This is a genomic window from Nocardioides sp. SRI_004, assembly GCF_057586415.1.
Genome location: NZ_JBYCZV010000025.1, coordinates 24,989 through 50,672, shown reverse-complemented (window position 1 = coordinate 50,672; position 25,684 = coordinate 24,989). Strand labels below are relative to the sequence as shown.

26 protein-coding genes are annotated in these 25,684 nt (G+C 72.3%); 11 read left to right on the top strand and 15 right to left on the bottom strand.

The window, feature by feature from the left end; all coding sequences use genetic code 11:
- Position 1: 1 nt before the first annotated feature.
- Together AC2YHB_RS24180 and AC2YHB_RS24175 are read right to left on the bottom strand one after the other, a co-directional pair.
- Positions 2–868 (bottom strand): HpcH/HpaI aldolase/citrate lyase family protein, encoded by an 867-nt coding sequence (locus AC2YHB_RS24180; RefSeq protein ID WP_179648159.1) that lies wholly within the window; start codon positions 866–868, stop codon positions 2–4.
- A 3-nt stretch (positions 869–871) separates the two neighbouring features.
- Positions 872–1,960, bottom strand: coding sequence for an HpcH/HpaI aldolase/citrate lyase family protein (locus AC2YHB_RS24175; RefSeq protein WP_036548820.1), 1,089 nt, complete (start codon positions 1,958–1,960; stop codon positions 872–874).
- Between the two features lie 84 nt (positions 1,961–2,044).
- Here AC2YHB_RS24175 and AC2YHB_RS24170 point away from each other — a divergent pair, with 84 nt between their 5' ends.
- Positions 2,045–2,344 (top strand): hypothetical protein, encoded by a 300-nt coding sequence (locus AC2YHB_RS24170; RefSeq protein ID WP_179648158.1) that lies wholly within the window; start codon positions 2,045–2,047, stop codon positions 2,342–2,344.
- Here the strand turns inward: AC2YHB_RS24170 and AC2YHB_RS24165 are convergent.
- Complete coding sequence (locus tag AC2YHB_RS24165; RefSeq protein WP_179648157.1) at positions 2,280–2,822, bottom strand: DnaJ family domain-containing protein; 543 nt, start codon at positions 2,820–2,822, stop codon at positions 2,280–2,282. The genes AC2YHB_RS24170 and AC2YHB_RS24165 overlap by 65 nt on opposite strands.
- Positions 2,823–2,892: 70 nt before the next feature.
- Between AC2YHB_RS24165 and AC2YHB_RS24160 the strand changes: the two genes are divergently transcribed.
- Positions 2,893–3,081 carry a DUF1918 domain-containing protein gene (locus tag AC2YHB_RS24160; RefSeq protein WP_179648156.1) on the top strand — a complete coding sequence of 63 codons (189 nt, stop codon included), beginning with the start codon at positions 2,893–2,895 and terminating at the stop codon, positions 3,079–3,081.
- Here AC2YHB_RS24160 and phaZ read toward each other — a convergent pair whose 3' ends face one another.
- Both phaZ and AC2YHB_RS24150 read right to left on the bottom strand, forming a co-directional pair.
- Positions 3,082–3,897 carry a poly(3-hydroxyalkanoate) depolymerase gene (phaZ, locus tag AC2YHB_RS24155; RefSeq protein WP_218864624.1) on the bottom strand — a complete coding sequence of 272 codons (816 nt, stop codon included), beginning with the start codon at positions 3,895–3,897 and terminating at the stop codon, positions 3,082–3,084. It abuts the gene before it with no gap.
- Between the two features lie 11 nt (positions 3,898–3,908).
- Entirely contained in the window at positions 3,909–5,597 is a 1,689-nt protein-coding gene (locus AC2YHB_RS24150) for a PHA/PHB synthase family protein (protein WP_179648155.1), read from the bottom strand.
- Between the two features lie 134 nt (positions 5,598–5,731).
- On the opposite strand from AC2YHB_RS24150, the gene AC2YHB_RS24145 reads away from it, so the two are divergent.
- Positions 5,732–6,913 (top strand): PucR family transcriptional regulator, encoded by a 1,182-nt coding sequence (locus AC2YHB_RS24145; RefSeq protein WP_179648154.1) that lies wholly within the window; start codon positions 5,732–5,734, stop codon positions 6,911–6,913.
- Positions 6,914–6,929: 16 nt separating this feature from the next.
- On the opposite strand, the gene AC2YHB_RS24140 is transcribed toward AC2YHB_RS24145, so the two are convergent.
- From AC2YHB_RS24140 to AC2YHB_RS24130, 3 genes are read right to left on the bottom strand one after another with little or no spacing between them, the layout of a single operon-like run.
- Entirely contained in the window at positions 6,930–8,225 is a 1,296-nt protein-coding gene (locus tag AC2YHB_RS24140; RefSeq protein WP_308645502.1) for an ArsB/NhaD family transporter, read from the bottom strand.
- Entirely contained in the window at positions 8,222–8,671 is a 450-nt protein-coding gene (locus AC2YHB_RS24135) for a TrkA C-terminal domain-containing protein (protein WP_218864623.1), read from the bottom strand. Before AC2YHB_RS24135 ends, AC2YHB_RS24140 begins: the two co-directional genes overlap by 4 nt.
- Positions 8,668–9,099: a hypothetical protein gene (locus tag AC2YHB_RS24130; protein WP_218864622.1), complete on the bottom strand. Its 432-nt coding sequence runs from the start codon at positions 9,097–9,099 to the stop codon at positions 8,668–8,670. The genes AC2YHB_RS24135 and AC2YHB_RS24130 overlap by 4 nt, the downstream gene beginning before the upstream one ends.
- An 86-nt stretch (positions 9,100–9,185) precedes the next feature.
- Between AC2YHB_RS24130 and AC2YHB_RS24125 the strand changes: the two genes are divergently transcribed.
- The 3 genes from AC2YHB_RS24125 (at position 9,186) to AC2YHB_RS24115 (ending at position 12,017) form a co-directional block, all read left to right on the top strand.
- Positions 9,186–10,151, top strand: a complete 966-nt coding sequence (locus tag AC2YHB_RS24125; protein WP_179648152.1) for a sensor histidine kinase — start codon at positions 9,186–9,188, stop codon at positions 10,149–10,151.
- The gene (locus tag AC2YHB_RS24120; protein WP_487354761.1) at positions 10,148–10,798 is read left to right on the top strand and encodes a response regulator; all 651 of its coding nucleotides are present in this window, start codon (positions 10,148–10,150) and stop codon (positions 10,796–10,798) included. Before AC2YHB_RS24125 ends, AC2YHB_RS24120 begins: the two co-directional genes overlap by 4 nt.
- A gap of 289 nt (positions 10,799–11,087) precedes the next feature.
- Complete coding sequence (locus AC2YHB_RS24115; RefSeq protein WP_487354760.1) at positions 11,088–12,017, top strand: hypothetical protein; 930 nt, start codon at positions 11,088–11,090, stop codon at positions 12,015–12,017.
- Positions 12,018–12,120: 103 nt separating this feature from the next.
- Here the strand turns inward: AC2YHB_RS24115 and AC2YHB_RS24110 are convergent, their stop codons facing one another.
- Both AC2YHB_RS24110 and AC2YHB_RS24105 read right to left on the bottom strand, forming a co-directional pair.
- A complete protein-coding gene (locus tag AC2YHB_RS24110) occupies positions 12,121–14,097 on the bottom strand; it encodes an ABC transporter ATP-binding protein (RefSeq protein WP_179648150.1) in 1,977 nt (658 codons plus the stop codon).
- Positions 14,094–14,783, bottom strand: coding sequence for a nitroreductase family protein (locus AC2YHB_RS24105; RefSeq protein WP_179648149.1), 690 nt, complete (start codon positions 14,781–14,783; stop codon positions 14,094–14,096). Before AC2YHB_RS24105 ends, AC2YHB_RS24110 begins: the two co-directional genes overlap by 4 nt.
- Before the next feature lie 142 nt (positions 14,784–14,925).
- Between AC2YHB_RS24105 and AC2YHB_RS24100 the strand changes: the two genes are divergently transcribed.
- The 3 genes from AC2YHB_RS24100 to AC2YHB_RS24090 all read left to right on the top strand — a co-directional run bounded on the left by AC2YHB_RS24100 (position 14,926) and on the right by AC2YHB_RS24090 (position 19,566).
- Complete coding sequence (locus AC2YHB_RS24100; protein ID WP_179648148.1) at positions 14,926–15,078, top strand: hypothetical protein; 153 nt, start codon at positions 14,926–14,928, stop codon at positions 15,076–15,078.
- A 62-nt stretch (positions 15,079–15,140) separates the two neighbouring features.
- Complete coding sequence (locus AC2YHB_RS24095; protein ID WP_487354759.1) at positions 15,141–18,113, top strand: helix-turn-helix transcriptional regulator; 2,973 nt, start codon at positions 15,141–15,143, stop codon at positions 18,111–18,113.
- A 40-nt stretch (positions 18,114–18,153) separates the two neighbouring features.
- Positions 18,154–19,566 carry a cytochrome P450 gene (locus AC2YHB_RS24090; RefSeq protein ID WP_487354758.1) on the top strand — a complete coding sequence of 471 codons (1,413 nt, stop codon included), beginning with the start codon at positions 18,154–18,156 and terminating at the stop codon, positions 19,564–19,566.
- On the opposite strand, the gene AC2YHB_RS24085 is transcribed toward AC2YHB_RS24090, so the two are convergent.
- Positions 19,508–19,966, bottom strand: coding sequence for a hypothetical protein (locus AC2YHB_RS24085; RefSeq protein ID WP_487354757.1), 459 nt, complete (start codon positions 19,964–19,966; stop codon positions 19,508–19,510). The genes AC2YHB_RS24090 and AC2YHB_RS24085 overlap by 59 nt on opposite strands.
- A gap of 128 nt (positions 19,967–20,094) precedes the next feature.
- Here AC2YHB_RS24085 and AC2YHB_RS24080 point away from each other — a divergent pair, with 128 nt between their 5' ends.
- A complete protein-coding gene (locus AC2YHB_RS24080) occupies positions 20,095–20,454 on the top strand; it encodes a VOC family protein (protein WP_179648145.1) in 360 nt (119 codons plus the stop codon).
- Positions 20,455–20,638: 184 nt separating this feature from the next.
- Here AC2YHB_RS24080 and AC2YHB_RS24075 read toward each other — a convergent pair whose 3' ends face one another.
- Both AC2YHB_RS24075 and AC2YHB_RS24070 read right to left on the bottom strand, forming a co-directional pair.
- Positions 20,639–21,793, bottom strand: a complete 1,155-nt coding sequence (locus AC2YHB_RS24075; protein WP_487354756.1) for a sulfotransferase family protein — start codon at positions 21,791–21,793, stop codon at positions 20,639–20,641.
- A gap of 8 nt (positions 21,794–21,801) precedes the next feature.
- Complete coding sequence (locus AC2YHB_RS24070) at positions 21,802–22,596, bottom strand: SDR family oxidoreductase (protein ID WP_036548776.1); 795 nt, start codon at positions 22,594–22,596, stop codon at positions 21,802–21,804.
- A gap of 91 nt (positions 22,597–22,687) precedes the next feature.
- On the opposite strand from AC2YHB_RS24070, the gene AC2YHB_RS24065 reads away from it, so the two are divergent.
- Complete coding sequence (locus AC2YHB_RS24065; RefSeq protein WP_487354755.1) at positions 22,688–23,536, top strand: aldo/keto reductase; 849 nt, start codon at positions 22,688–22,690, stop codon at positions 23,534–23,536.
- A 79-nt stretch (positions 23,537–23,615) separates the two neighbouring features.
- Here the strand turns inward: AC2YHB_RS24065 and AC2YHB_RS24060 are convergent, their stop codons facing one another.
- Complete coding sequence (locus AC2YHB_RS24060; protein WP_487354754.1) at positions 23,616–24,791, bottom strand: hypothetical protein; 1,176 nt, start codon at positions 24,789–24,791, stop codon at positions 23,616–23,618.
- Complete coding sequence (locus tag AC2YHB_RS24055) at positions 24,791–25,681, bottom strand: TIGR03619 family F420-dependent LLM class oxidoreductase (RefSeq protein ID WP_487354753.1); 891 nt, start codon at positions 25,679–25,681, stop codon at positions 24,791–24,793. The genes AC2YHB_RS24060 and AC2YHB_RS24055 overlap by 1 nt, the downstream gene beginning before the upstream one ends.
- Between the last annotated feature and the right edge of the window lie 3 nt (positions 25,682–25,684).

Sequence of the window (25,684 nt, the reverse complement as noted above, 5' to 3'; positions counted from 1 at the left end):
ATCAGCCCTGGAGGGCTGCGATCGCCTCGTGGATCGCGAGCGTGCGCTCGGCGGACTCCACGTGCAGGCTCTCGACCATCTTGCCGTTGTAGGTGACGACGCCGGAGCCCTTGCCGTCCTCCCAGGCCTGGATCAGGCCGCGGGCGTCCTCGACGGCCTGCTCGCTCGGGGCGAACCCGGTGTTGGCGCCCTCGACCTGGCCGGGGTGGATGAGGGTCTTGCCGTCGAAGCCCATCTGGCGGCCCTGCTCGACCTCGGCGAGGAAGCCGTCGATGTTCTTCACGTCGTTGTAGACGCCGTCGATGATCACGATGCCGGCGGCGCGGGCCGCGAGCAGGGCGAGGCCCAGGCCGGTGATCACGGGCTGCCGGCCGGGCACGTGCTCGGCGTACAGCTCCTTGACCAGGTCGTTGGTGCCCATCACGAAGCCGGTGAGGCGCTCGGAGGCGGTCGCGATCGACAGCGCGTTGAGCATGCCGATCGGGGTCTCGACCATCGCCCAGAGCTTGGTCTTCTCCGGCGCGCCGGCGGCGGCGAGCGCGTCGACGAGCTGGAGGACCTCCTCGGCGGAGTTCACCTTGGGCACGAGTACGACGTCCGGGCCCGCCTTGGCGGCCACCCGGATGTCCTCGTCGTGCCACTCGGTGCCGATGCCGTTGACCCGGATGATCAGGTGGCGGCGGCCGTACTCGCCGGAGGCGACGGCCGCGGCGGCGGCCTCGCGGGCGCCGGGCTTCGCGTCGGGGGCGACGGCGTCCTCGAGGTCGAAGATGATGGCGTCGGCGGGCAGCGTCTTCGCCTTCTCCAGCGCCCGCTCGTTGGAGCTGGGCATGTAGAGGACGGAGCGCAGCGGCTTGAACTCGGTCATGGGTCAGGCCTCCGGGGTCTCGATGGCGTCGTAGGTGGCCTTGAGGTCGGGGTCGATCTCGGCCAGCTTCTCGGCGAGCTCGACGAGGACCAGGCACTGCTTGAGGGAGGCGTCGTCCTCCATCTTGCCGTCGATCATGACCGCGCCGGTGCCGTCGCCCATGGCGGCGACGACGCGGCGGGCGTGCGCGATGTCCTCGACGCTCGGGGAGAAGACGCGGTTGGCGATCTTGATCTGGACCGGGTGCAGCGACCAGGTGCCGACGCAGCCGAGCAGGAACGCGTTGCGGAACTGGTCCTCGCACGCGACGGTGTCCTTGATGTCGCCGAACGGCCCGTAGTACGGGTAGATCCCGTGCGTCGCGCAGGCGTCGACCATCTTGGCGATCGTGTAGTGCCACAGGTCCTGCTGGAAGATCGCACGCTTCGCGTCGAGGTCCGGCAGGCCGTCCTCGCCGCGCGGGGCGTCCTCGCGCACGAGGTAGCCGGGGTGGCCGCCGCCGACGCGGGTGGTCTTCATCTTGCGGTCGGCCGCGAGGTCGGCCGGGCCGAGGGAGAGGCCCTGCATGCGCGGGGAGGCGCCGCAGATCTCCTCGACGTTGGCGACGCCGCGGGCGGTCTCAAGGATCGCGTGGATGAGGATCGGGCGGGTGATGCCGGCCTTGGCCTCGAGCTGGGCGAGGATCCGGTCGACGTAGTGGATGTCCTCGGCGCCCTGCACCTTCGGGACCATGATCACGTCGAGCTTGTCGCCGATCGCCGGCACCAGCGTGGTCAGGTCGTCGAGCACCCAGGGGCTGTCGAGCGCGTTGATGCGCGTCCACAGCTGGGTCGGACCGAAGTCGGTCGCCTGGGCGATCCGCACCAGGCCCTCGCGGGCGGCGACCTTGTTGTCGGCCTTGACGGCGTCCTCGAGGTTGCCGAGCAGCACGTCGACGGTGCCGACCATGTCGGGGATCTTCGCGGCCATCTTCTCGTTCGACGGGTCGAAGAAGTGGATGGCGCGGCTGGGCCGGGCGGGGATCTCGCGCAGCGGGGCCGGGGCACCCACGGCGAGCGGTCGGAAGAAGTCCTTGGCGCTCTTGTGACTCACGTTTGCTGAACCTACCCGTGAGTCACCCCGTCCGGGTATGACGGATGTCTCGCCGAGACGGTCCGGTCGTCGTACCGTGGCGCGATGACGCCGGAGGAGGTCGACGCGTTCGCCCGCTCGCTGCCCGGCTGCAAGCGCAAGGGCACCCCTCAGCACCCCGCCTGGTACGTCGACGACCGGCTCGTCGCTCGTCTCGTCGACCCGGGCGAGCTGGTGGTCCGCGCGGGATTCGAGGAGCGGGAGCGGATGGTCGCCGAGCACCCGGAGACCTTCGGCGTCCCGCCCCGCTACGAGCGCCACCTGAAGGTGCAGGCGCTGCTCAGCGGCGACGCCGCCGCGCTCCGCGCAGCCATCCGCGGCGCCTGGGAGCTGCAGCGTCGGTGACGGCGGCGAGGGCGGCGCGCTCGGCGCGCCGGGCGGTCTGGCGCTCGCGCCAGGCCTCGATCGTCGCCTCCACGTCACGGGGCATGGTGATCAGGGGCGGGCCGTCGACGGGGGTGTACCGGGCCCGGATGACCCGGGCGTTGAAGTCCTCGACGAACGCCCGCGCCTCGCGCTCCGAGCCGAGGGTGTCGAGGTGCGCGTCGAGCTCCGCGTCGTCCTTGCGCAGCTGCAGGGCCGGGGGCAGGACGGTGATCCGCTCGCGCTCGACGAGCCGCTTCACCCACCAGTCGGGGTCGTGGCTGGTGCCGAGGTCGGGGATCGGCTTGCCCGCGCCGGCGAGGTTGTCGAAGTCCCCGCGCTCCATCGCCTGCCGCACCTGCAGGTCGACCCAGGTCTGCTGCTGCTCGATCCGGGCGCGGGCGGCGGCCCTCTCCGCGCGCGGGTCCGCGGGCTGGTCGCGGTCCGGCTCCTCCTCCATGCACTCCAGCGTAGGCACGGCCGGCCACCCACCCTTGTGCCTGCGGCCGGAGCGGGCGCATGGTGGAGTCATGCACGCCAACGTGGGTGACCGGCTCGTCGTGGAGAGCCACTCCGACGCGCAGCACCGGCGCGAGGCCGAGGTGCTCGAGGTCCGCGGGAGCGACGGCGGGCCGCCGTACCTCGTGCGGTGGGACGACGGCCACGAATCGCTCGCCTTCCCCGGCCCGGACGCGCACGTCGTACCGGCCGGCTTCTGATCAGCCCTCCGGCCGCAAGAACCCCGCGATCAGCGGCGCCAGGGTGTCCGCGCTGGTGACCAGCCCGAGGTGGCCGTCCGGGTAGACGTGCAGGGTCGCGTGCGGCAGCAGCCGGGTCATGATCCGGGCGTTGACGAGCGGGATGATCGGGTCGTCGTCGCCGGCGAGCACCAGCGTGGGCTGCCGGATGAAGGGCAGCCCGGGCAGGCTCGACCAGCCCGCCCCCGCGAGCAGCTGGAGCAGGTAGCCGCGCCGCGAGCCGACGCGCGAGTGCGCGTGCATGAGGCGTCGTACGTCGTCGGGTCGGTCGCGCATCTGCCCGCCGTAGAGCTCGGCGGCGACCTGCACGGCGTAGTCGGCGTCGCGGTAACGCTGCGGGGTGACCATCTTGCGCAGCACGCTCGGCGGCGCGGGCACCATCAGCGACCCGGTGGCAGTGCTGACGAGCACGAGGCGCCGGACGCGGCGGGGCTGCTGGAAGGCCAGCTGCTGGGCGAGCCCGCCGCCCCACGAGATCCCGAGGACGTCGTACCGGTCGAAGCCGAGCTGGCTCATCATCTTCGCGACGCCCACGCCGAGCAGCGCGAAGTTGTAGGGCACCTTGGGGTCGGGCGACCCGCCCACGCCGGGCACGTCGAAGCGCACGACACCGATCCGGGGGTCGAGCGCGTCGACGAAGGGCTGCAGCAGGTCGAGGCTGGCACCGATCCCGTTGCAGAGCAGCAGCGGGGGACCGGGCTCGGTGCCGGGACGCACCGCGGCGCGGATCTCGTGCCCGAGCACGGTGAGCTGGCGCAGCTCGAGGGGGCGGTCCAACGCGGGAGACCTCACTTGTCGAAGACGTAGGTGCCGGGGGCGTCCGCGAGCGGCCTGAGGCGGGTCGAGCCCATCTCCTTGGGAGCGGGCTTGAGCTCGCCGGTGCGCTCGTCGAGCCACTGCGCGACATCGTTCCACCACGAGCCCTGGTGGGTCTCCGCGCCCTTGAGCCAGGTCGTGGCGTCGGCGCCGTGGTCGTCGTTGGTGTGGAAGGACGCCTTCGGGTTGTCCGGCGGGTTGACCAGGGCGGCGATGTGGCCGCTGGTCGACAGGATGAACCGGGTCGCGCCCCCGAGCAGCTGGGTGGTCCGGTAGCAGTTCTCCCAGGGCGTGATGTGGTCGGCGATGCCGGCGACGATGTAGCTGTCGACGGTGACCTTGCCGAGGTCGATCGGGACGCCGAGGACGCTCAGCGCGCCCGCTCGGATCAGCTGGTTCTCGACCGCCATGTCGACGAAGTCGGCGTGCAGGCCGGCTGACATCCGCGTGGTGTCGGCGTTCCAGAACAGGATGTCGAAGGCAGGCGGCTTCTTGCCGAGCAGGTAGTTGTTGACCCAGTAGTTCCAGATCAGGTCGCTGGGCCGCAGCCACGCGAACACCTCGGCGAGCGAGCGGCCGTCGAGGAAGCCCTTCTGGGCGGAGCGCGCCTTCGCGAGCGCGGCCATCCGTGGGTCGGTGAGCGCCGAGACGGTGCCCGAGTCGTGGTTGTCGATGACCGTGACGGCGAGCACGAGGCCGGCGAGCCGGTCCTGCCGGCCGATGCCCGCGAGGTACGCCGCCGTGATGCTCGCGAGGATCCCTCCCGAGCAGATCCCGGCCAGCATCGTCTGCGCGCTGCCGGTGATCTCCTCGACGGCGTCGAGCGCCTCGAGGATCGAGCCGACGTAGGTGTCGAAGTCCCAGTCCTTGTGGCGGGCGTCAGGGTTGCGCCACGAGATGACGAACATCTGCCGGTCGTTGCGGGTGCTGAACTCCACGAGGCTGCGCCCGGGGGAGAGGTCGACCGCGTAGAACTTGTTGATCGTCGGCGGGACGATCATCACCGGCACCTCGCGCACCTCGTCGCTCTGCGGGACGTACTGGATCAGCTCGAGCACGTCGTTGCGGAACACCACCGAGCCGGGCGTGGCCGCGATGTTGTCGCCGAGGGTGAAGCCCGAGGTGTCGACCATGTCGGGGATCCGCGGGGCCGAGGCGAGGTCCTTCACGAGCTGGGTGCCGCCGCGGACCAGGCTGAGGCCGGCGGTGTCGATGACGGCCTTCGCCGAGGCCGGGTTGACCAGCGGCACGTTGCTCGGCGACATCGCCTCGACGACATTCTCCACCAGGAAGCGCACCCGCTTGCGGTCCCGCGGGTCGAGGTCGGCCTCGTCGACCAGCTGGTCGACCGTGCGGCCGCCCGCGAGGTAGAGCTGCACGAGGCGGCGCAGCAACGGGTTCTCGGTCCAGCCGGCGTCGGTGAAGCGGCGGTCGCCACGCTTCGGCGTGACCTCGGACGTCCCGAGCACCACCTTGCCGGCCTCGGCGGCGAGTCCGCCCAGGCGCCGCGCGGTCAGCCGCGGCCGGCGCGCCATCGAGACCGCCCACCGCGCCGTCGACATGTCGGGCAGGAAGCGGCGGACCGGACCGAGCGCGGCGTCGACGAGCAGTACGTCGAGCGGGGCGGCGGTGTCGGCCAGGGTGGCGGGGTTCGTGCTCATCGGTGCTCCTCGGGGTCTCCGGGTTGACTGCACAAGCGTCCCGTCGCCGAGGGGTCGACCGCTTCGGCTGTGCGCACCGACTTTCCCGGTGATCATGTGTGCACCTGCACAACGCGGGCCCTACGCTCGGAACCGTGGATGGACCGGACGTGAACGCCGAGGTGCGCAAGCTCAGCGCCCGCCTGCTCCCCGAGTCGGACCAGCTCGGAGCGGCGATGGCCGAGCGGATCCGCGCCGAGATCCCCGTGTACGACGCCGGCGACACCGTGTCCCACGACGAGCTCGTCGCCTCGTGCGTGGTCAACACCCGCTACATCCTCGGCAACCTCGCCGGTGACGTCACCGCCACCGAGACGCCCACCGAGACCGGCACCGTCCGCGCCGAGCAGGGCGTGCCCTACGCGGTGGTCCTCCAGGCCTTCCGGGTCGGGTCCCGGTTCATCTGGGAGGTGCTCGTCGAGCGGGCCGACCCGGAGGACCGCGACCTCCTGCTCCTCGCCGCCGCCGACATCTGGGCGGTCAGCGACCAGCTCGCCGCCGACGTCACCGACGCCTACCGCCGCTCCATGGCCGACCGTGCCCGCCGCGACGGGCAGATGCGCGCCGTGCTCGTCGGCTCGCTCCTCGACGGCGACGCCGACGCGACCGCCTATGTCGGCGAGACCGCCGGCATGCTCGACCTCGGCCGCGCGAGTGAGTACGTCGTCGTGTCCGCCGAGTCGCCGGCGCCCGGCGCGGAGGGCCTGGCCGACGTCGAACGCGTCCTCCGTCGTACCAATGTCCGCTCGGCGTGGCGCCTCGACCACGACCACCAGGAGGGCGTCGTCGCGCTCCGCCTCGGCTTCGGCGTCGAGCACCTCGTCGAGTTGCTGCGCGGCCTGGCCCGCGCACGGGTCGGCGTCAGCGACGTCGTCTCCCGCCTCGACGAGGTCCAGGAGGCGCGGCGCCAGGCGAGGGTGGCCTGCGCGGCGGTCTCACCGGGCACGGTCGACGTCGGCCGGTTCGGCAGCGACCCGCTCGCCGTCCTCCTCGCCAGCAGCCCCGACCAGGCCCGCGCGCTGGTCGACGCCGTCCTCGCCCCGGTGCTGGCCCTGCCGCCCGACGACCGCGCCGTCGTCATCGACACGGCCCGCGCCTGGCTCGCTGCCGGCGGCTCCACCTCGACGGCGGCCCGCGAGCTCCACGTGCACCGCAACACCGTCCGCTACCGGGTGCGCCGCCTCGAGGAGGTCACCGGCCGCGACCTGGCCCGTCCCGTCGACGCCGCCGAGCTCTACGTCGCGCTGGAGTGCGTACGGATCCTCGGGCTGGCCTGAACCGCGGACAGCGGCGTCAGGCCAGCACGAAGTAGCGCAGGTAGACGTAGAGCCACGCCACGACGAGGGTCATCACGGTGGTCACGACGCCGTACCTCGTGAACTGCCAGAAGCTGATCGGCTCCCCGGACTTCGCCGCGATGCCGAGGACGACGACATTGGCACCGGCGGCGACGGCCGTGGCGTTGCCGCCGAGGTCGGCGCCGAAGACGAACGCCCACCACAGCGGACTGTCCGCGCCCGAGGACCCGGTCGCCGCGACCATGTCCTCGACGATCGGGACGGTCGCCGTCGTGTAGGGGATGTTGTCGACGAACGCGCCCACCACGCCGGAGCCGAAGAGCAGGGCGGTGGCGGCGAGCAGCTCGCGATCGCCCATCGCGTCGGCGGCGAGCTCGCCGATCCGCCCGATCACCCCCACCTGGACGAGCGAGCCGACGAGCACGAAGAGCGCCATGAAGAAGGCGAGCGTCCCCCACTCGACCTCCTCGAGGAACTCCTCGGGCTCGGTCCGCGACACCAGCACGGTCGCACCGGCACCCATCATCGCGACCATCGAGGGGTCGAGGTGGAGCACCGTGTGCAGGCTGAAGGCCACCATCACCAGCGCCAGCACGGCCAGGCACCGCACCAGCATCCGCATGTTGGTGATCGCGTCCCGCGGCTCCAGGTCGGCGAGGACGTGAGCGACGTCGACCGGCTCCCCGAACGACTTCCGGAACAGCCACCGGGCCATCACCACGAACAGGACCAGCAGGACCACCGTCAGCGGCAGCGAGTGGACGAGGAAGTCGTCGAAGGTCAGGCCGGCCCGGCTGCCGATGATGATGTTGGGCGGGTCGCCGATCAGCGTGGCCGTGCCGCCGATGTTGGAGGCGAGGATCAACGAGATGAGGTACGGCGCCGACGGCAGCCCGAGCTGACGGCAGACCGCGATCGTCACCGGTGCGACCAGCAGGACGCAGGTGACGTTGTCGAGGATCGGGGCGACCGTGGCGCTGATCAGCACCAGAAGCACGAGCAGTCGGTAGGGCCGGCCGCCGGACTTGCGCGCAGCCCACAGCGCGAGGAACTCGAAGAGGCCCGTCTGCTTGAGGACGCCGACGATGACCATCATCCCGAAGAGCAGGAAGATGACGTTCCAGTCGATCCCGGTCTCGTGGTGGAAGAAGGCCGAGTTGGCGTCGACCAGGCCGATCGCCGCCATCGCGGCCACCCCGCCGAGCGCGGCCGCGACGCGGTGGACCCGCTCGGTGGCGATGAGGGCGTAGGCGACGATGAAGATCGAGAGGGCGGCCGACGTGAGGATCACGCCGCGCCCCGTCGTACCGGCTCGAGCGTCTCGTACCAGCCGGCCAGCCGGCCGTGGCGACTGACCGCGCGCAGGCGTTCCTCGACCTCGGCCACCTGGCCCAGGGCGGCGACGGCGAGGACCTGGTCGCCGCGGCGCAGGACCGTCCGGTCGCCGGGCACGAGTACGGCGTCGCCGCGCGTGACCAGCGCGACGGCCGATCCCACCGGGAGCCTGAGCTCGCCGACCTCGACGCCGGCGAGCCGCGACTCCTCCTCGACCTCGAAGCGCAGCAGGACGGCGTCCATCCGGTCGAGGGTGGCGAACCCGATCGAGACCTTGTGCACGAAGCTGCCCTTCTCCGCCCACCGCGGCTGGCGGCCGCGGCCGATCGCGAGCCCCACCGCGAAGCCCACGGCGGCGCAGAGCATCCCGACGGAGACCGCCAGCTCGGCGGCTGCCGTCATCGCGGGACCCCCGTCCCATCGGCGCCGGAGGGGGAGGCCAGGAGGTGTTCGACCGACACGACGTCGAGGCGCAGGAGGCGCAGGTCCAGGTCGTCGAACACCTCGCCGACGGCGTGCTCCAGGGCGTCCCGGGCGTGGGGCAGGCCCTCGGGCAGGTCCGGCAGGTCGTGGGCGGCCAGCCATCGCCGTGCCGCGGCGAGCAGGAGCGCGCGCGTCACCCGCACCGGGTCGGCCGGCGCCGCCGGGCCCGCGGCGACCATCGCCTCCACGAGCAGCCGTACGTCGGCGCCGTCCGCGGTGGGACCGCGCACCGTCAGCGGCAGCGCGTGCTGGGTGCCGCCGCCCTCGCCCCGGGGGCGGGATCCGTCGTACCCGACGGCGAGCGAACGGCCGAGGGTGCGTCGGAGACGGGCGAGGGGCGGCGGCATGGCTCCAGCGAACCGCCGGAGCCGTCGCGGCGGTATGGGGTCCGCCCCCCATTTGCTCAGCCCCGTCCTTCGGGGAGGGTGGAGGCGTGCGGCCCGTCAACTCGTCCCTGTACTGGAAGGTGTGCCTGATCAACGGCGCGGTGCTGTGTGCGGCGGTGTCGGTCCTGCTGCTCTCGCCGGCCCGGGTCTCGCGGCAGGTCGTGGTCTCGGAGGCGTTGGTCCTCGTCGCCGGCCTCGGCCTGGTCCTGCTGGTGACGGCGGTCCTGCTGCGCAGTGCGCTGGCGCCGGTCGACAAGGTGATCCGGGAGATGGCGACCGTCCAGCTGGGCGGGGTGGGGCGCCGCCTGACCGCCGAGGGCGACGGTCCGGGCGCGCAGCTGGTCCGCAGCTACCACGCGATGCTGGAGCGCCTCGAGGGGGAGCGACGATCCAGCTCCGCCCGGGCGCTCGCCGCGCAGGAGGCGGAGCGCCACCGGATCGCGCGCGAGCTGCACGACCAGGTCGGCCAGAGCCTCACGGTGGTGCTGCTGGGGCTCAAGCAGGTGGAGGACCGCGCCCCGCACGACCTGCGCGCCGAGCTGGCGCTCCTGCGCGAGAGCGCCCGGTCCGGTCTGGACGACGTACGACGGGTGGCGCGCGAGCTGCGCCCCGGTGTGCTCGACGACCTCGGCCTGCAGGCCGCGCTCGCGGCGCTGGCCACCGATGTCGCCGCGCACGGCGGGCCGGCCGTCCGTCGTACCTTCGGACCCGGCCTGCCGGAGCTGGGCCACGATGCCGAGGTCGTGGTCTACCGCGTCGCCCAGGAGGCGCTCACCAACGTGGTCCGCCATGCCAGGGCCACGCGGGTCGAGCTGTCGCTGCTGCGCTTCGGCACGGGCGTCGCCCTGGAGGTCGCCGACGACGGCTGCGGGCTCGCCGCCGGGACGCCCGACGGCACCGGGCTGGCCGGGATGCGCGACCGCGCGGCACTGGTCGGCGGGACCCTCGAGGTGCGCTCGCGCGGTGCGGGTACGACGGTCCGGCTGCTCGTCCCGACCGGAGGTGTCGCGTGACGCCGATCCGGGTCCTCCTGGCCGACGACCACGCCCTCGTCCGTCGGGGGGTGCGCCTCATCCTCGAGCAGCAGCTCGACATCGAGGTCGTCGCCGAGGCGGCCGACGGGGCGGAGGCGGTGGCGCTGCTGCGGCAGACCGAGGTCGACCTGGTCGTCCTCGACATCGCGATGCCGACCATGACGGGGCTGCAGGCGGCGCGTGAGATCGCCCGGCGGCCCGACCCGCCGCGGGTGCTGATGCTGTCGATGCACGACAACGAGCAGTACTTCTTCTCGGCGCTGCGCCTGGGCGCCAGCGGCTACGTGCTGAAGTCCGTCGTCGACGAGGACCTCGTCGAGGCGTGCCGGGCGGCGATGCGCGGCGAGGCCTTCGTCTACCCGGGCGCCATGGGCGCGATCGTCCGCGACTACTTCGATCGGGTCGCCCGCGGCGAGCGGGTCCCCACCACCGTGCTCACGCCGCGCGAGGACGAGGTGCTCAAGCTGGTCGCGGAGGGACGAACGACACGCGAGATCGCGCGGATCCTCACGATCAGCGAGAAGACGGTCGACAAGCACCGCACCAACATCCTCGCCCGGCTGGGGATGAACGACCGCACCCAGCTGACCCGCTACGCGATCCGGGCGGGACTCGTGGAGCCCTGAGGTCTGTGCGTCGCGTGCGATAGTCCCTGACGAAAAGCACCGGAATCGGTCGCGTTGTGGTGCTTTTCGTCAGGGACTACCGCAGCGGGATCGGCCACCCGGAGCGTCCTGTCCTGTGGAGGAGCATCGTTGTCCACAGGGCCGGCCTACGACGGCGCGCGATGTCGTACGGCGGGCGCAACCTGCCGGCATGGTGCGATGGGAGGAGCCTCGTCCGGGCCTGGTGCGACCGGTCCGGCTGGATCCGACGGGTCGGGACGGACCGACGCGGGGACAGGCGCGCAACCGCGTGAGGTTCCGCCGTTCGAGCCTCGGGTTCTACGTCCCGGCCGAGATCGACGGGAGCAATGTCGAGCAGCGGATCCTCGAGGCCTCGGTCGTCCTCGGGCCGCCGCACGCGGTGACCGGTTGGGCCGCACTGCGGTGGCTGGGCGGCACGTGGTTCACGGGAACGGACGCGACTGGTGGCCGGCTCCCGGTCGACTTGTTGATCAGTACCTTCGACATTCGCCCGCAGCGGGGCTTCGTCGTGTGCGGGGAGGGCGCTGGCCAGCAGGCGATGCTGGCGGTCGACGGCGTTCGGGTCACGAATGCGGCGTGGTCGGTCTCCTTCGCCATGCGCTACGCGCCGTCCCTGCTGGCTGCGGTCCAGGTCCTCGACATGGCGGCCTACTCGGACCTTGCATCGGTTGCGGAGGTCGGCGAGGTCATCGGAGGACAGTCGTCGTGGACGGGGGTGCCGCAGGCGCGGCAGGCGTTGACCCTGGGTCAGGAGAACGCCTGGTCCCCGCAGGAGACCAGGCTCCGGCTGCTGTGGGCGGGTGCGGTCGAAGGAGCTCTGCTGAAGCCCAATGTCCCCCTGTTCGACAGGGACGGACGGCACATCGGGACCCCCGACGTCATCGACGTGGCGGCAGGGGTGGCAGCCGACTACGACGGCGTCGTCCACCTCGGCCGCGAGCAGCGTCGCAGCGACCGCGCCCGTGACGAGGTCTTCGCGTCCCACGGCGTGGAGATGGTGCGGTGGATGTCCGGAGACCGGCCCGGCGACTTCCTGGCTCGGCTCTGGCGCGCGTACCGATCAGCCGCACGTCGTACCGGCCCGCGTTCCTGGACCGCTGACCCGCCGACGTGGTGGACATCGACCTCGACCGTAGAGGCACGCCGGGCCCTCAGCGCTGACCAGGCCGACCGGTGGCTGCGCTACCGCACCGCGTGAGCGGCTGTGCTGCGGTAGTCCCTGACGAAAAGCACCGGAAACCAGGTCATCTCGGTGCTTTTCGTCAGGGACTACCGCCCAGCGCCGACCAGGTAGGGCCCCGCTACAACGAGACGTCCGCCCGCCGGCTGTCGCAGGCCGGCCGGCCGTGCGGCTCACGGGAGAACTGCTCGTCGTACAGGCGCTTGTAGAGGCCACCGGCGGCCATCAGCTCGTGGTGCGTGCCGCGCTCGACGAGGCGACCGTCCTCCAGACCGAAGATGACGTCGGCGGAGCGGATCGTCGAGAGGCGGTGGGCGATGGCGATGGTGGTGCGCGAGCGGGTGGCGCGCTCGAGGGCCTCCTGGACCAGTCGCTCGGTCTCGTTGTCGAGCGCGGAGGTGGCCTCGTCGAGGATCAGGATGGCGGGGTCCTTGAGCAGCACGCGGGCGATGGCGAGGCGCTGCTTCTCCCCGCCGGACAGGCGGTAGCCGCGCTCGCCGGTGATCGTCTCGTAGCCCTCGGGGAAGCCCATGATCCGGTCGTGGATGTTGGCGTCGCGCGCGGCCCGCTCGATCTCGTCGGCGGTGGCGTCGGGCTTCGCGTAGGCGATGTTGTCGCGGATGGTGCCGTGGAAGAGGTACGGCTCCTGGGTCACCATCCCGACGGCGTCGGCCAGCGAGGAGAGGGTGAGGTCGCGGACGTCGTGGCCGTCGATCAGCACCGCGCCCTCGGTGACGTCGTAGAACCGCGGGACGAGGTACGTCGCCGTCGTCTTCCCGCTGCCCGACGGACCCACGATCGCGGCGAGCTGCCCCGGCTCGACCACGAGCGAGACGTCGTCGAGCGCCCACCCGGAGGTCACCGGTGCGGCGCCGGGACCATCGGGGTCCGCCTCGATCCGCACCCCGCTCTCGCCGAAGCGGTCGCGGTTCGTCGTACCGGACAGGGAGCGGGGCTCGGGGTAGCGGAACCGGACGCCGCGCATCTCCACCCGGCCCCGGACGGCGTCGGGGTCGAGGGTGACGGCGCCGGGGCGCTCGGTGATGGCGGGCTCGAGGTCGAGGTACTCGAAGATCCGGCGGAACAGGGCGAGCGAGGTCTGCACGTCGAGGGTGACCCGCATCAGCTGCAGCAGCGGCATCTGCAGCCTGCCCTGCAGCGTGGTGAACGCGACGAGGGTGCCCGCGGTGAGCGCGCTCTCGCCCGCCCCGACGGGGGTGTCGCCGGTGATCAGCCAGCCGCTGAACAGGTAGATCAGCGCCGGCGTGATCGCGAAGAACGTCTGGACCACGGCGAAGAAGGTGCGCCCGGTCATCGCCTGCTCCACCTGCAGGCGGGTCTGGCGGCGGTTGGCCTCGCGGTAGCGGTCGACCTCGGAGTCGGCCCGGTTGAACACCTTCGCGAGCAGGATCCCGCTCACCGACAGGGCCTCCTCGGTGATCGCGGTCATCTCCGACAGCGACTCCTGGGTGCGTCGCGCGAGGCGCTGGCGGACGCGGCCGACCCGGAACTGCAGCACCACGAACAACGGCATCAGGAAGAGCGTGATCACGGTCAGCTGCCACGACAGGACCAGCATCGAGACCAGCGCCGCCGCGACCGTCACGGAGTTCTGCACGATCGTCGTCGCGGTGTCGGTGAGGACGGTGCGCACGCCCGCCACGTCGTTGGCCAGCCGGGACTGGATCGCCCCGGTCTTGGTCGCGGTGAAGAACGCGAGCTCCATCTTCTGCAGGTGCTCGAACAGGTCGCCGCGCAGGTCGGCCATCGCGGAGTTCCCGACGGTCGAGGTCAGCCACATCTGCCAGATGCCGATGAGCGCGACCGCGACCGGGATGGCGCACAGACCCGCGACCAGCCAGCCGAGCAGGCCGAGGTCGGGGCCGCCGCCGTCGAGTGGGAAGAGCGCGTCGTCGAAGACCGCCCGGGTCAGGAACGGCGCCAGCGCCTGCAGCGACGCCGCGCCGACGACCGCGACGAGCACCATCGCGATCTTGGCGCGGTAGGGCCGCAGCAGCCGCGCGATCCGCGGCAGCACCGGCTCCTTCTGGCGCAGGTCGTCGGCGGTGAGGTGGGTGACCACCGGGCTCGGCCTCATCCGGCGGCCTCCCCGTCGGCGTCAGTCGACCAGCCCGCGCCCCAGCGGCCGCGGTGGGCCACCTCCTGCCACGGTGTACGACGACGACGGCTCGCCGACCCCCGTGCACCCGCCGCCCGGTCGGCCGGCGGGGCCGGGTGCCCGATCGTGATCGCACCGATCGGGTGCGGCGCCTCCTCGTCGGCGGTGTCGACCAGGCCGAGCCGCTCCTTCACGGCCTCGACCCGGTCGGGGACCAGCCCGAAGAAGCAGGCGCCCAGGCCCGCGTCGGTCACGGACTGGAGCACCAGCAGCGAGGCCATCGCGGTGTCGAGGTGCCAGTAGGGCATCGCCCACCGGTCCTCGTCGCGCTCGTGGAGGCCGGCGCGCCGCTTGTCGGCCTCGGCGTAGCGGTCCAGGTAGGCCGACCGGCGGCTGCACGGGACCACGACCACCGGGGCCGTCATCATCCCGGCGAGCCAGCGGTCCGGGCTGCCCCCGTCGGCCGCCGCGTCGGTCTGTGCGCGCCAGAAGCCGCGCACCGCGTCCGGGGTGTCGAGCACGACGAAGGCCCAGCCTTGGGAGAAGCCGGCGCTCGGGGCGCGGGTGGCGGCCGCCAGGGCGGCCTCGACCACGGCGGGGTCGACGGGGTCGGGAGCGTAGGCGCGCGTCATCCGGCGTCGTCGTACGACCTCTGCGAACTCCACCCGACCTCCTCGGCAACTCACGAACTATCCCACCTCAGACCGACCCTCAGGCGGGTCCGACCCCCTCAGGTGAGGTTCGGAGCCGACAGATAGGGAGGTTGCCCGATGTGCGGGCCTACCTCAGGAGACGAGTCTCTACGTCATGAGCAACGACTTCTTCATCTCCGCAGAGAACGACTACCGCCGCCAGCGCGCCGTCAGGGGCGTCGCCGCCAGCCGTGCCGGACGCACCCGGTCGTCCTGGCTGCGTCGCGTGGCCGCCGCCGACCCGACCGTCGAGCGCCGGTCCCGCTGACCCGCCACCCTCACCACACCTTGACGACCACCCTGTCGGTGCCGGGGGCCATGATGGTCCCCGTGGCCGCACACAGCAGCCTGACGATGGTCGGGCGTGACTCCGAGCTCGCCGAGCTGAGCCGGCTGGTGGGCCTCGCGTCCGCGGGCCGCCGCTGGCAGGGACGACCGGGAGCGGTGCTGCTGTCGGGCGACGCCGGGGTCGGCAAGACCCGGCTGCTGATCGAGCTGCGTGATCGCGCCAAGGTCGAGGGATGGCGGGTCTACGCCGGCCACTGCCTCGACTTCGGCGAGAGCGCGCTGCCCTATCTCCCCTTCAGCGAGGTCGTCGGCCGCATCCTCGACGAGCTGCCCGAGGTCGCCCAGCAGGTGGCGTCCCACGGCGCGATCGAGCGGCTGCTCCCCGGGCGCCGCGTCCGCGTCGGGGGCGAGGCCCGTGAGGTCGGTCCGGCCGTCGAGGTCCCCGGCCACGACGGCGACCGGGCCGGCCTGTTCGAGGCCGTGCACGCCCTCCTGGAGGCCGCCGCGGCCGAGGCGCCGGTGCTGCTCGTCATCGAGGACACGCACTGGGCCGACCAGTCCACCCGCGACCTGATCGGCTTCCTCTTCACGCGCGCCTTCACCAACCCGGTGGCCGTGGTGGTGTCCTACCGCTCCGACGACCTGCACCGCCGCCACCCGCTGCGCCGCCAGGTCGCCGAGTGGTCGCGGATCCCCAATGTCGACCGGCTCGCCCTCTCGCCGCTGCCGGAGGACTCCGTGCGCGCCCTGGTCCGCGAGCTCGCGCCCGACGGCCTCGACGAGCGCGCCGTGGCCTCGATCATCGACCGCGCCGAGGGCAACGCCTTCTTCGTCGAGGAGCTGGTCGCCTCCAAGCAGGACCGCGACTGCGAGGACGTCCCGGGTGACCTCGCCGACGTGCTCCTCGTCCGGCTCGACCGACTCTCCGACGAGGCCCGCCAGGTCGTGCGCGTCGCCAGCGCCGCAGGTCGCCGGATCACCCACGACCTGCTCGCGGCGGCGACCGACCTGGCCCCGGCCGACTTCGACGCCGGCGTGCGCCAGGCGGTCGAGATGAACGTCCTCGAGGCCGGCGCGCGCCACTACACCTTCCGGCACGCCCTCCTCGGCGAGGCCGTGTACGACGACCTCCTCCCCGGCGAGCGCGTCCGGCTCCACGCGCGCTATGTCACCGCCCTCGGTGAGGCGGCCGGTCGCGGCACGGCGGCCGAGCTGGCCCGGCACGCCCGCCGCAGCAACGACCTCGACCGCGCCGTCGAGGCCAGCATCGAGGCGGGCGACGAGGCGATGGCGGTCGGCGGTCCCGACGAGGCGGCCGACCACTTCCAGCAGGCGCTCGAGCTGCTCGAGGACGCCGACCGCGCCGAGCGCCTCGGCATCGACTCCTCCAAGATCGCCGCGCGCACCTCCGACGCGCTCGTCGCCGGCGGCGACGCCCAGCGCGCCTGCCAGCTCCTGAAGGAGCACCTCGAGCGCACCCCCGCCGACACCGCGCCGCTCGCCCGCTGCCGCCTGCTCAGCCAGTACGCCGAGCTCCTCACCGTCACTGAGAACGACCTCGACGCGGCGGCCCTGTCGGCCGAGGCCCTCGCGCTCGCCCCCGAGGGCGAGAGCCCGATGCGGGCCAAGGTGCTCATCGCCCACGCCCGTGTGCTCGCCAACGTCGGCCGCGAGGACGAGGCGGAATCCTTCGCCACCGAGGCCCTCGGCCTGGCCGAGCGCCTGGCCATGCCGGTCCTCGCCTCCGAGGTCGTGACGACCCTGAGCGGGCTCCACGTCAAGACGGTCGTCGGCACGGAGCAGGAGGCGCTGCGCGCCGCGCTCGAGGCCGCGGTCGCCCGCGCCGAGCAGGCCGGTGCGCTCCAGGCCGAGCTGCGGGGCCGCTTCCTGCTCGGGCGGTCCTACCAGGACTCCGCCGAGTGGGAGGTCGCCGCCCGCTGGTTCGCCTCGGGCGTCGAGGCCGGCGCGCGGGCCGGCACGCCCTGGGCGCCCTATGTCATGGAGTCGCGCTGGCAGCTCGCGAGCATCCGGCTGATCACGGGCGCCTGGGACGAGGCGCTCGCGCTGACCGACGCCGTCGCCGACGGGGCCGGTCCGGTCATCCCGCTCGGCATCATCGCGCCGTCCCGGTTCTCGATCCTCGCCGCCCGCGGCGAGGACGTGCTCGACCGCGTCCGGAGCCTCCGCTCGCTGTGGGAGGACGAGGGCGGTGTCGGCGTGTTCAGCGCCGGTGTCGAGATCGACGTCAACGGCTGGCGCGGCGACGCCGCCTCAGCGATCGCGGCCTACGACGAGGTCGTGAGCGTCCTGGGCCGGATCTGGCAGGAGCACTTCGCGGCGCGGGTCCGGCTGTCCTCGCTGACGCTCGCGGCCATCGCGGCAGCCCTGCCCTCCGCCAGCGCCGCGGAGCGCCGCGCGCTGCTCCAGCGCGCCGACCAGCTCCTGGTCGACGGCCGCACCGTCGCCGAGCGGTTCCGGTCCGGGCCGGGGCGCTGGGGCGTCGAGGGCCAGATGTGGGAGGCCCGCCTGCGCGCCGAGCACCTGCGCGTGCGTTGGCTCGGCGGCGACGCGTCGTCCCGCGACGAGCTCGTGGGCGCATGGGTCGACGCGCTCGAGAGCGTCACCAAGCTGGGGCACGTCCCGGAGGAGGCGCGCGTGCGGGCGGCGTACTCCCAGATCCTGCGGCTGGTCGGCGAGACCGCTGCCGCGGCGGAGGAGGCCGAGGCGGCGCGCGCGATCGCCGACCGCCTCCGCGCGCCGCTGCTCGTGTCCGACCTCGGCGCGGCGCGGTCCGCGACGCCCGCCACCGACAGCCCCGCGGCGCGGCTGACCGCCCGCGAGGTGGAGATCCTGGCGCTCGTCGCCGAGGGCCGCTCCAACGGCGAGATCGGCAAGCAGCTGTTCATCAGCACCAAGACCGTCAGCGTCCACGTCTCCAACATCCTGGGCAAGCTCGGGGCGGCCAGCCGCACCGAGGCAGCGGCCATCGCCCGCCGCGACGATCTCCTCCCGTAGCAGGACGCCCGGCTCGCGAGCCGGGCGTAGCGTCGGCGGCGTGACGATCGAAGCCGAGCGCACCACCCCCGACACCCGCGACCTCACGCTGCGCCGGTTCCGGCACACCAGCGTCGTCGGCGGCAGCAACCTGCCGCCGGTCCCGATGGACGCGCTGCCGCCCGGTCCGCGCTGGCCCGCGATCGTGCAGACGGTGGCGCTGATGCGCTTCCGGCACCAGTTCCACCCGTGGCTGCACCGCAGGTACGGCGACGCCTACACCGTGAACCTGATCCCGGGCGGCCGGCCGCTGGTCCTCTTCACGCGGCCCGAGGTCACCAAGGAGATCTTCGCGGCCGACCCCGAGGTGTTCCACGCCGGCAAGGGCAACGCGATCCTCGGGCCGATCATGGGCGAGCACTCGCTGCTGCTCCAGGACGGCGGCGAGCACCATCGGGCCCGCAAGCTGCTGATGCCCGCCTTCCTCGGCCACGCGCTGCGCGGCTACCGCGGCATGGTCGCCGAGGTCGCGGCCGCCGAGGTCGACGGCTGGCGGGAGGGGGAGACCTTCCGGGCGCTCGAGCGGATGAACTCCCTGACCCTCGAGGTCATCCTGCGCGTGGTCTTCGGCGTCACCGACGAGAAGCGGCTCGCGCAGCTGCGGCCGGCGGTCAACCACACCGTCGAGATCAACCCCGCGATCCTGCTCGGCTGGGCCTACCCGCGCCTGCAGAAGCTCGGCCCGTGGCGTCGTACGGTCGAGAACCAGGTCGACCTCGACCGGCTGATGTACGCCGAGATCCGCGAGCGGCGCGGCGCGAGCGACCTCGGCGACCGCACCGACGTGCTCTCGCGGCTGCTCGCGGCGACCGACCCCGAGGACCCGACGAGCGGCCTCGACGACACCGAGCTGCGCGACCAGCTGGTGACCCTGCTGCTCGCGGGCCACGAGACGACGGCGTCGGCCCTGTCGTGGGCCCTGGTGGAGGTGGGCCGCAGCCCGGACCTCCTCGCCCGCACGCAGCGCGCGGCCGACGAGGGCGACGACGCGTGGCTGGAGGCGGTGCTGAAGGAGTCGATGCGCCTCCACCCGATCATCCCGATGGTCGTGCGCACCCTGATGAAGCCCGCCACGGTCGGCGGCTGGGACCTGCCGGCCGGTGCGACCGTCGGGCCGTCGATCATCATGAGCCACCAGCAGGAGTCGAACTTCGCCGACCCCGAGGCCTTCCGGCCCGAGCGCTTCCTCGGCAGCGACGCGCCCGCGCTCAACGTGTGGATCCCGTTCGGCGGCGGCGTCCGGCGCTGCATCGGCGCCGGCTTCTCGCTGATGGAGGGCGTGGAGGTGCTGCGCGAGGTCTTCCGCCGGTACGACGTCAGCGCGATCGGTCACGACGTGCCCAAGGTTCGCAACATCACCAGCGTGCCCCGGCGAGGCGCACGGATCCGGGTCCGCCGGCGCCGGTCGGTGTGAGGATGACCGTCGCCGCGACGTCCTCGAACACGTCGCAGTAGTCCGCGTAGTCGGCGCGGGACACCGTGCCGGCCACCACGACGGCCGTGTCGCCGACGATCCACGTCCACTGGTCGGTGACGACCTCGGTGGCCCCGACGGCGTGGCCCAGGCGCTCGTAGCCGACCCTGCGGCCACCCAGCTCGAACTCGTCGTCGTCCTCGACCTCGACCCCGGCCGGCGGTGCGGGCAGGTCGTCGAGCGGGACCGTGCGCACCACCAGCGCGGGCTCGAACCCGCTCGCCGGCACCACCGGTGAGCGTGCCTCGAGCACGATGCCCGGCGCGGGTCGCTCGCGCGTGGGCCAGTGGCGCGGCAGCGCCAGGGAGAGCTGGTGGTCGACGACGCGGTGGACACTCATGCAGGCAGCGTGGGCAGCCCGGCCTGTGGACGAAACCCGGCCTCCGTCAGCCTGTGGACGACCGCCTGCTCGACCTCCCCGCGCCCACGCCTGGCGGCGATGTCGGTGGTCGTGCCTAGCGTCGGGACATGCCCATCGCACGCAATCCCCAGTTCGTCCTCGACTGCCCCGACCCGATCCTCCTCGCGGAGTTCTACGGCGCGGTCCTCGGCTGGTCGCCCAAGATCGACCCCGACGGCGGCTGGGCCACGGTCTCCTCGGGGGACCACCACATCCACTTCCAGCGGGTCGACGACTTCCGACCACCTGCTTGGCCCGGCCAGGAGGTCCCGCAGCAGGTCCACCTCGACGTCGACGTCGACGACCTCGACGAGGGGGAGGCGGTCGTCGTCGGCCTCGGGGCGACCAAGCACGAGCACCAACCGGGGACGACCTTCCGGGTCTACCTCGACCCGGCCGGTCACCCGTTCTGTCTCTGTTTGGCGTGAGCGCGTCTCCGGCGTGATGACGGGAGGCAGCAAGCTGCCGTCGCACGCCTCCCGCCGCGCTGCCACGCGGTCTGTTTGGCGTGAGCGCGTCTGATCATTGGCGCGAGCGCGTCTCCGGCGCGAGGAGGGCAGCAAGCTGCCCGGCGGCGCCTCCCGCCGCGCTGCCGCGCATGGCTACGTGCGCTCAGCGGGTGAAGGACTCCCGGATCTCCGCCTCGGTCAGCCCGTAGTCCGCCAGGTCGTAGCTGTGCGACGGCCGGCGCGGGCCGCTGCGCGACTCCTCGTCGAGGCGGCGCACCTCCTGCTGCGCCGCGTCGCTCCAGGTCAGCCCGAAGGCGTCGTAGATGGCGCCCACGGTGCCCACGGGGTCCTGGACGAAGGCGCGGTAGTCGACGTCGAAGAACTGGCTCTCGTCGTACTTGCTGCGGGCCTGCCAGAAGGCGTGCCACTGGCGGGTCAGGTGGCCGAGCTGGTCGCGGCCGAGGGTCTCGCCGACGAAGGTCGTCGAGTGGCCGGCCGTGGCCTCCGCGGAGAGCGAGCAGGCCGACGCGACGGAGGTGACCGGCTCGCGCTGGGTCATCACGACGAGCGCGTCCGGGTAGACCTCCATCAGCGCGTCGAGCGCGATCAGGTGCGAGGGGTTCTTCAGCACCCAGCGCTTGTCCTGGTCGTTGAGCCCGATGAGCTGCAGGTTCTGCCGGTGCCGCTCGTAGGCGTCGGTCCAGTCCTGGGTCGCCAGCCACGACGAGTACGCCGGCACGTGGGCCAGCGACTCGAAGCCGATCGACTTCCCGGTCTGCCGCAGCACCCGCCAGCACTCCTCGGGCTCGGTGGCGTCGGAGTAGTGGATCCCCATGAACTCGGGGTTCGTGACGTGGTGCTCGCGGAAGGCCGCCTGCATCGCGTTGAAGATCGGGTCCGACTCCCACGTCTCGCGCGGGGGGCGCGGCTGGGGGAACTCCGTCAGCCACATCTCGAGGCCCTGGTGGGCCGGGTCGGCGCAGAGCAGCCGGCTGAGCGCCGTCGTGCCCGTGCGGGGGAGGCCCAGGACGAAGATCGGCCGCTCGATGACGACGTCGGCGTGCTGCGGGAACTCGGTGAACCGCGCCTGGGTGAGCAACCGGGCGACGAGGGCGCTCTTCACCTGCGAGCGCATGAAGTAGTTGCCGGTGCCGGTGAGCCCGGCCTCCGGGGAGCCCAGGTCCTCGACGAGGATCCGGAAGGCCTCCTCGTGGCCGGGCGCGTCGGCGAAGCCGAAGTCGGTCAGGCCGGTGGTGCGGGTGGCGGCGGCGCAGATGTCCTCGAAGGTGCCGACGTCGTCGCGCTGGCGCTCGCTCATGGCCTGGCTCATGCGTGGAACTCGCCGCAGTCGACGTTGAGCATCTGTCCGGTCACTGCGGAGGCGAGGTCGGAGGCGAGGAAGAGCGCGGCGCGCGCGACCTCGTCCGGGGTGGCGAGCCGCTTGAGGTCGGTCGGCTCCGCCTTCTCGGCGTACACCTCCTCGTGGGTCCGCCCGGACTCCTGCGCGATCCAGTCGAAGTAGGCCTTGTTGACGTCCTCGTAGATGTACGACGGCGCGACGCTGTTGACCCGGATCCCGCGCGGGCCGAGCTCGGTCGCCAGCGACTGCGCGAGGTGCTCGAGCGTGCCCTTGGACAGCTTGTAGCCGCTGTACTCCGGCTGGCTGCTGTAGATGACGCACGAGTTGACCATGATGATCGAGCCGCCGACCTTGTCCTCGGTCTGCGCCAGCGCGTCGGCGAAGAGGGCCGAGAGCCGCAGCGGCGCGAAGACGTTGGTCTCGTTGGCGTTGCGCAGGCCCTCGAGGTCGAGGGTGCTGATCGGGTCCATCGGTGGGATGCCGAACGCGTTGTTGATGAGGCAGTCGACCTTGCCGAACTCGTCGAGCGCCGCCTCCACCAGCTGCTTGCGCTGGTCCTCGTCCGTGATGTCCGTCGGTACGACGAGCGCGCGGCGTCCGTGCGCCCGCACCACCTCGGCCATCTTCTCCAGCCGCTTGGGCGTGCGCGAGGCGAGCACCAGGTCGGCGCCCATCCTCGCGGCCTCCTCGCCGAGCGAGCGACCCAGTCCCGGGCCGACACCGGACAGCACGACGACCTTGTCGGTCAGCAGATCCACCATGGGCACACACTAGAACGTGTTTCAGTTTTGGGGAAGAGGTCGTGGAGAGGCGTTGCCGGAATAGTCCGGCGCCCGACCGGTTGTCCCAGGCGTGAGCACTCCCCGGATCGAACTCAACGACCACACGTCCATCCCCCAGTTCGGCCTCGGCGTCTGGCAGGTGTCGCCGGACGACGTCGAGCGCGTCGTGTCCGACGCCTTCGAGATCGGCTACCGCCACGTCGACACCGCGCAGATGTACGGCAACGAGAAGGGCGTCGGCGCAGCCATCGCCGCCTCCGGACTCGCCCGGGACGACGTCTACGTCACCACCAAGGTCAACAACAACCGGCACCGGCCCGCCGACGCGAAGGACTCCGCGCGCGTCTCGCTGGAGAAGCTCGGCCTCGACCGGGTCGACCTGCTGCTCATCCACTGGCCCCTGCCCACGCAGTACGACGGCGACTTCGTCTCCACGTGGGAGGCCCTGCTCGAGCTGCGGGAGGAGGGCCTGGCCACCTCGGTCGGCGTCTCCAACTTCCAGCCCGACCACCTCGACCGGATCGTCGCGGCCACCGGTGTGGTCCCCGTGGTCAACCAGGTCGAGGCGCACCCGTACTTCGCCAACGAGGCCGCGCGGGCGGCCACGCTGCGGCACGGCGCGCACGTCGAGGCGTGGTCGCCGCTCGGCCAGGGTGGCGGCGAGCTGACCGACCCCGCGGTGCTCGCGGTCGCCGAGGCGCACGGGAAGACGCCCGCCCAGGTGCTCCTGCGCTGGGCGATCGACCGCGGCGACATCGTGTTCCCGAAGTCGCTCAGCAAGGCGCGCCTGGCGGAGAACTTCGACGTCTTCGACTTCGCCCTCACCGGTGACGAGCTCGCCGCGATCGCCGCGCTCGACAAGGGTGAGGCCGGTCGCCAGGGGCCGAACCCGGACACCTTCGACTGGATCCCCGCCTGAGCGGATCCGTCGCGGGGTCGTGTGCCTGAGGCATCGGGATCACGGGGTCCCAGGCACACGACCCACCCCCGCCGCCGCCCTAGGAGATCATCCGGCGCGCCACCGCCCGCTGCCGCGCGGCGATCCGGTCGGCGTACTCCTCGGGCGTGAGGCCGGCCAGGCTGGGGAGCCGCTTGGCGACCTCGGCCACGGGCACGACCTCCACCGTGGGGCCGTCGGTCGCCGACAGGGCACGGGTCAGCTGCTGCCAGCGCAGCATGATCGGGCCGGTGCGGTGGCCGGTGGTCTCGAGCCAGTTCGCCGCGGGCGCGGGGGTGCCGTCGAGCAGGGCCGGCGGCTGCTCCGAGATGACGAAGCGCATCACGCCGTCGTCGTCGGTGTGCGCCTGCGCCTTGGTCAGCGACGTCTGGTGCGTCTCGTAGTCGGTCGAGGCGTACCAGTCCGAGCCGATCTGGATCGCCTGGTAGGTGCAGTCGTCGCAGCGCGGGACGCTGACGACCATCGCCTCGTCCTCACCGAGCTCGTAGTGGCCGATCGAGGAGAACTGCGAGGACAGGCCGCCGGGCGTGGAGGCCGGTGCGGTGAGGGTGTTGACCGGCTCCTTGTACTGGAAGAAGTGGGGGAAGGCGAACCACGTCTGGATGGAGCTGGTGAGCGACCGCGCCGCCACCTCGTACTTCTTGCGCAGCAGGTCGGCGCTCAGCGCCCGCCGCGGCTGGCCGATGGTGTCGACCCGCTCGATGGTGAGGGTGCCGCGCGCCTCGTTGTCCCAGTCGTTGAAGACCTCGCGCACGATCAGCGTCTTGGCGCCCGGCTCGGCGGTGTAGGTGAACTCGAAGGACCCGTCCTCGGCGACGTCGAGCTCGCGGTCGTCGAAGGCCATCAGCGACGTGGCCGCCGAGTCCGCGCTGTAGCTGCCGCCCATGACCTGGAAGGACAGGTCGGCCGACGTGCCGCGCCTGCCCCGGATGACGTACGAGACGCCCTCGCGCAGGTAGGCGTTGAAGTACACGGCGTCCGGGTTGTCCAGGCCCTGGCGCGAGAACTGGTGGGTCGGGTTGATGAAGACCGGCTGCTCGAGGTCGTAGTCGAAGGCCGTCTGCATCGCCATCCGGATCCGGCCGGCGAGGTAGTCGTAGCCCTCGAGCCGGTCTGCCTCGGTCCGGATGAACGGGGCGTTGGCGATGAGCTCCTCGGCCTCCGCGATCGCGGCCTGCAGGGGAGCGGTCAGCCCGAGGGACGCCGACCCGGACATCAGCCGTTGGCCTTCGCGATGATGTTCTCGGCGTACTGCTCGAGGTGCTTGATCTTCGTCTCGAGCGGCTCGGTGTCGGGCCCCTTGATGTACGGGACCCGGAAGCCGACGATGCAGTCGGTGACGCCCTTGTCCTCGAGCCGCTTGACGCCGTCGAGGGTGTAGGCGTCGTACGAGATCACGTGCACCTCGAAGTCGTCGCGGGTGTCGCCCTCCTCCTTGCGGATCTCGGCGAGGCGGGTCAGCAGCCGGTCGAGCTCCTCGCCGTCGCCGCCGGCGTGCATCCACCCGTCGCCCTTGCGTACGGCGCGGCGCAGGGCCGCGTCCGAGTGGCCGCCCACGAGGAGCGGGATCCGCTCGGTCGGGGCGGGGCACTGCTGGAGCGGCTCGATGTCGAAGAACTCGCCGTCGTAGCCGAAGAAGGTCGGCTCGTCGCCGGGCTGGGTGAGCCCGCGCAGGATGTCGATGCACTCGTCCATCCGCTTGCCGCGCCGCTCCCACGGGACGCCGAGCGCGGCGAAGTCCTCGGGCCAGGGCGAGAGGCCGACGCCGAGACCGAGCCGGTTGCCCGACAGGAAGGCGAGCGACGAGGCCTGCTTGGCGACGAGCACCGGCGGGCGGATCGGGAGCTTGAGCACGAACGGCGTGAGCCGGATCTTCTCGGTCACCGCGAACAGGTGCGCGCAGAGGATGAAGGTCTCGATGAACTCCTTGCCGAGCAGGAACTCGCGGTCCCCGGTGTCGGTGTAGGGGTACTTCGAGTCGGACTCCTGCGGGTAGATCAGGCTGTCCGCGATCGTCATCGAGGTGTAGCCGGCGGCCTCGCAGGCCTGGGCGAGCGGGGCGTAGTAGCTGGCCTGGGTCATGCCCTCGGCGAAGGAGAAGCGCATGGG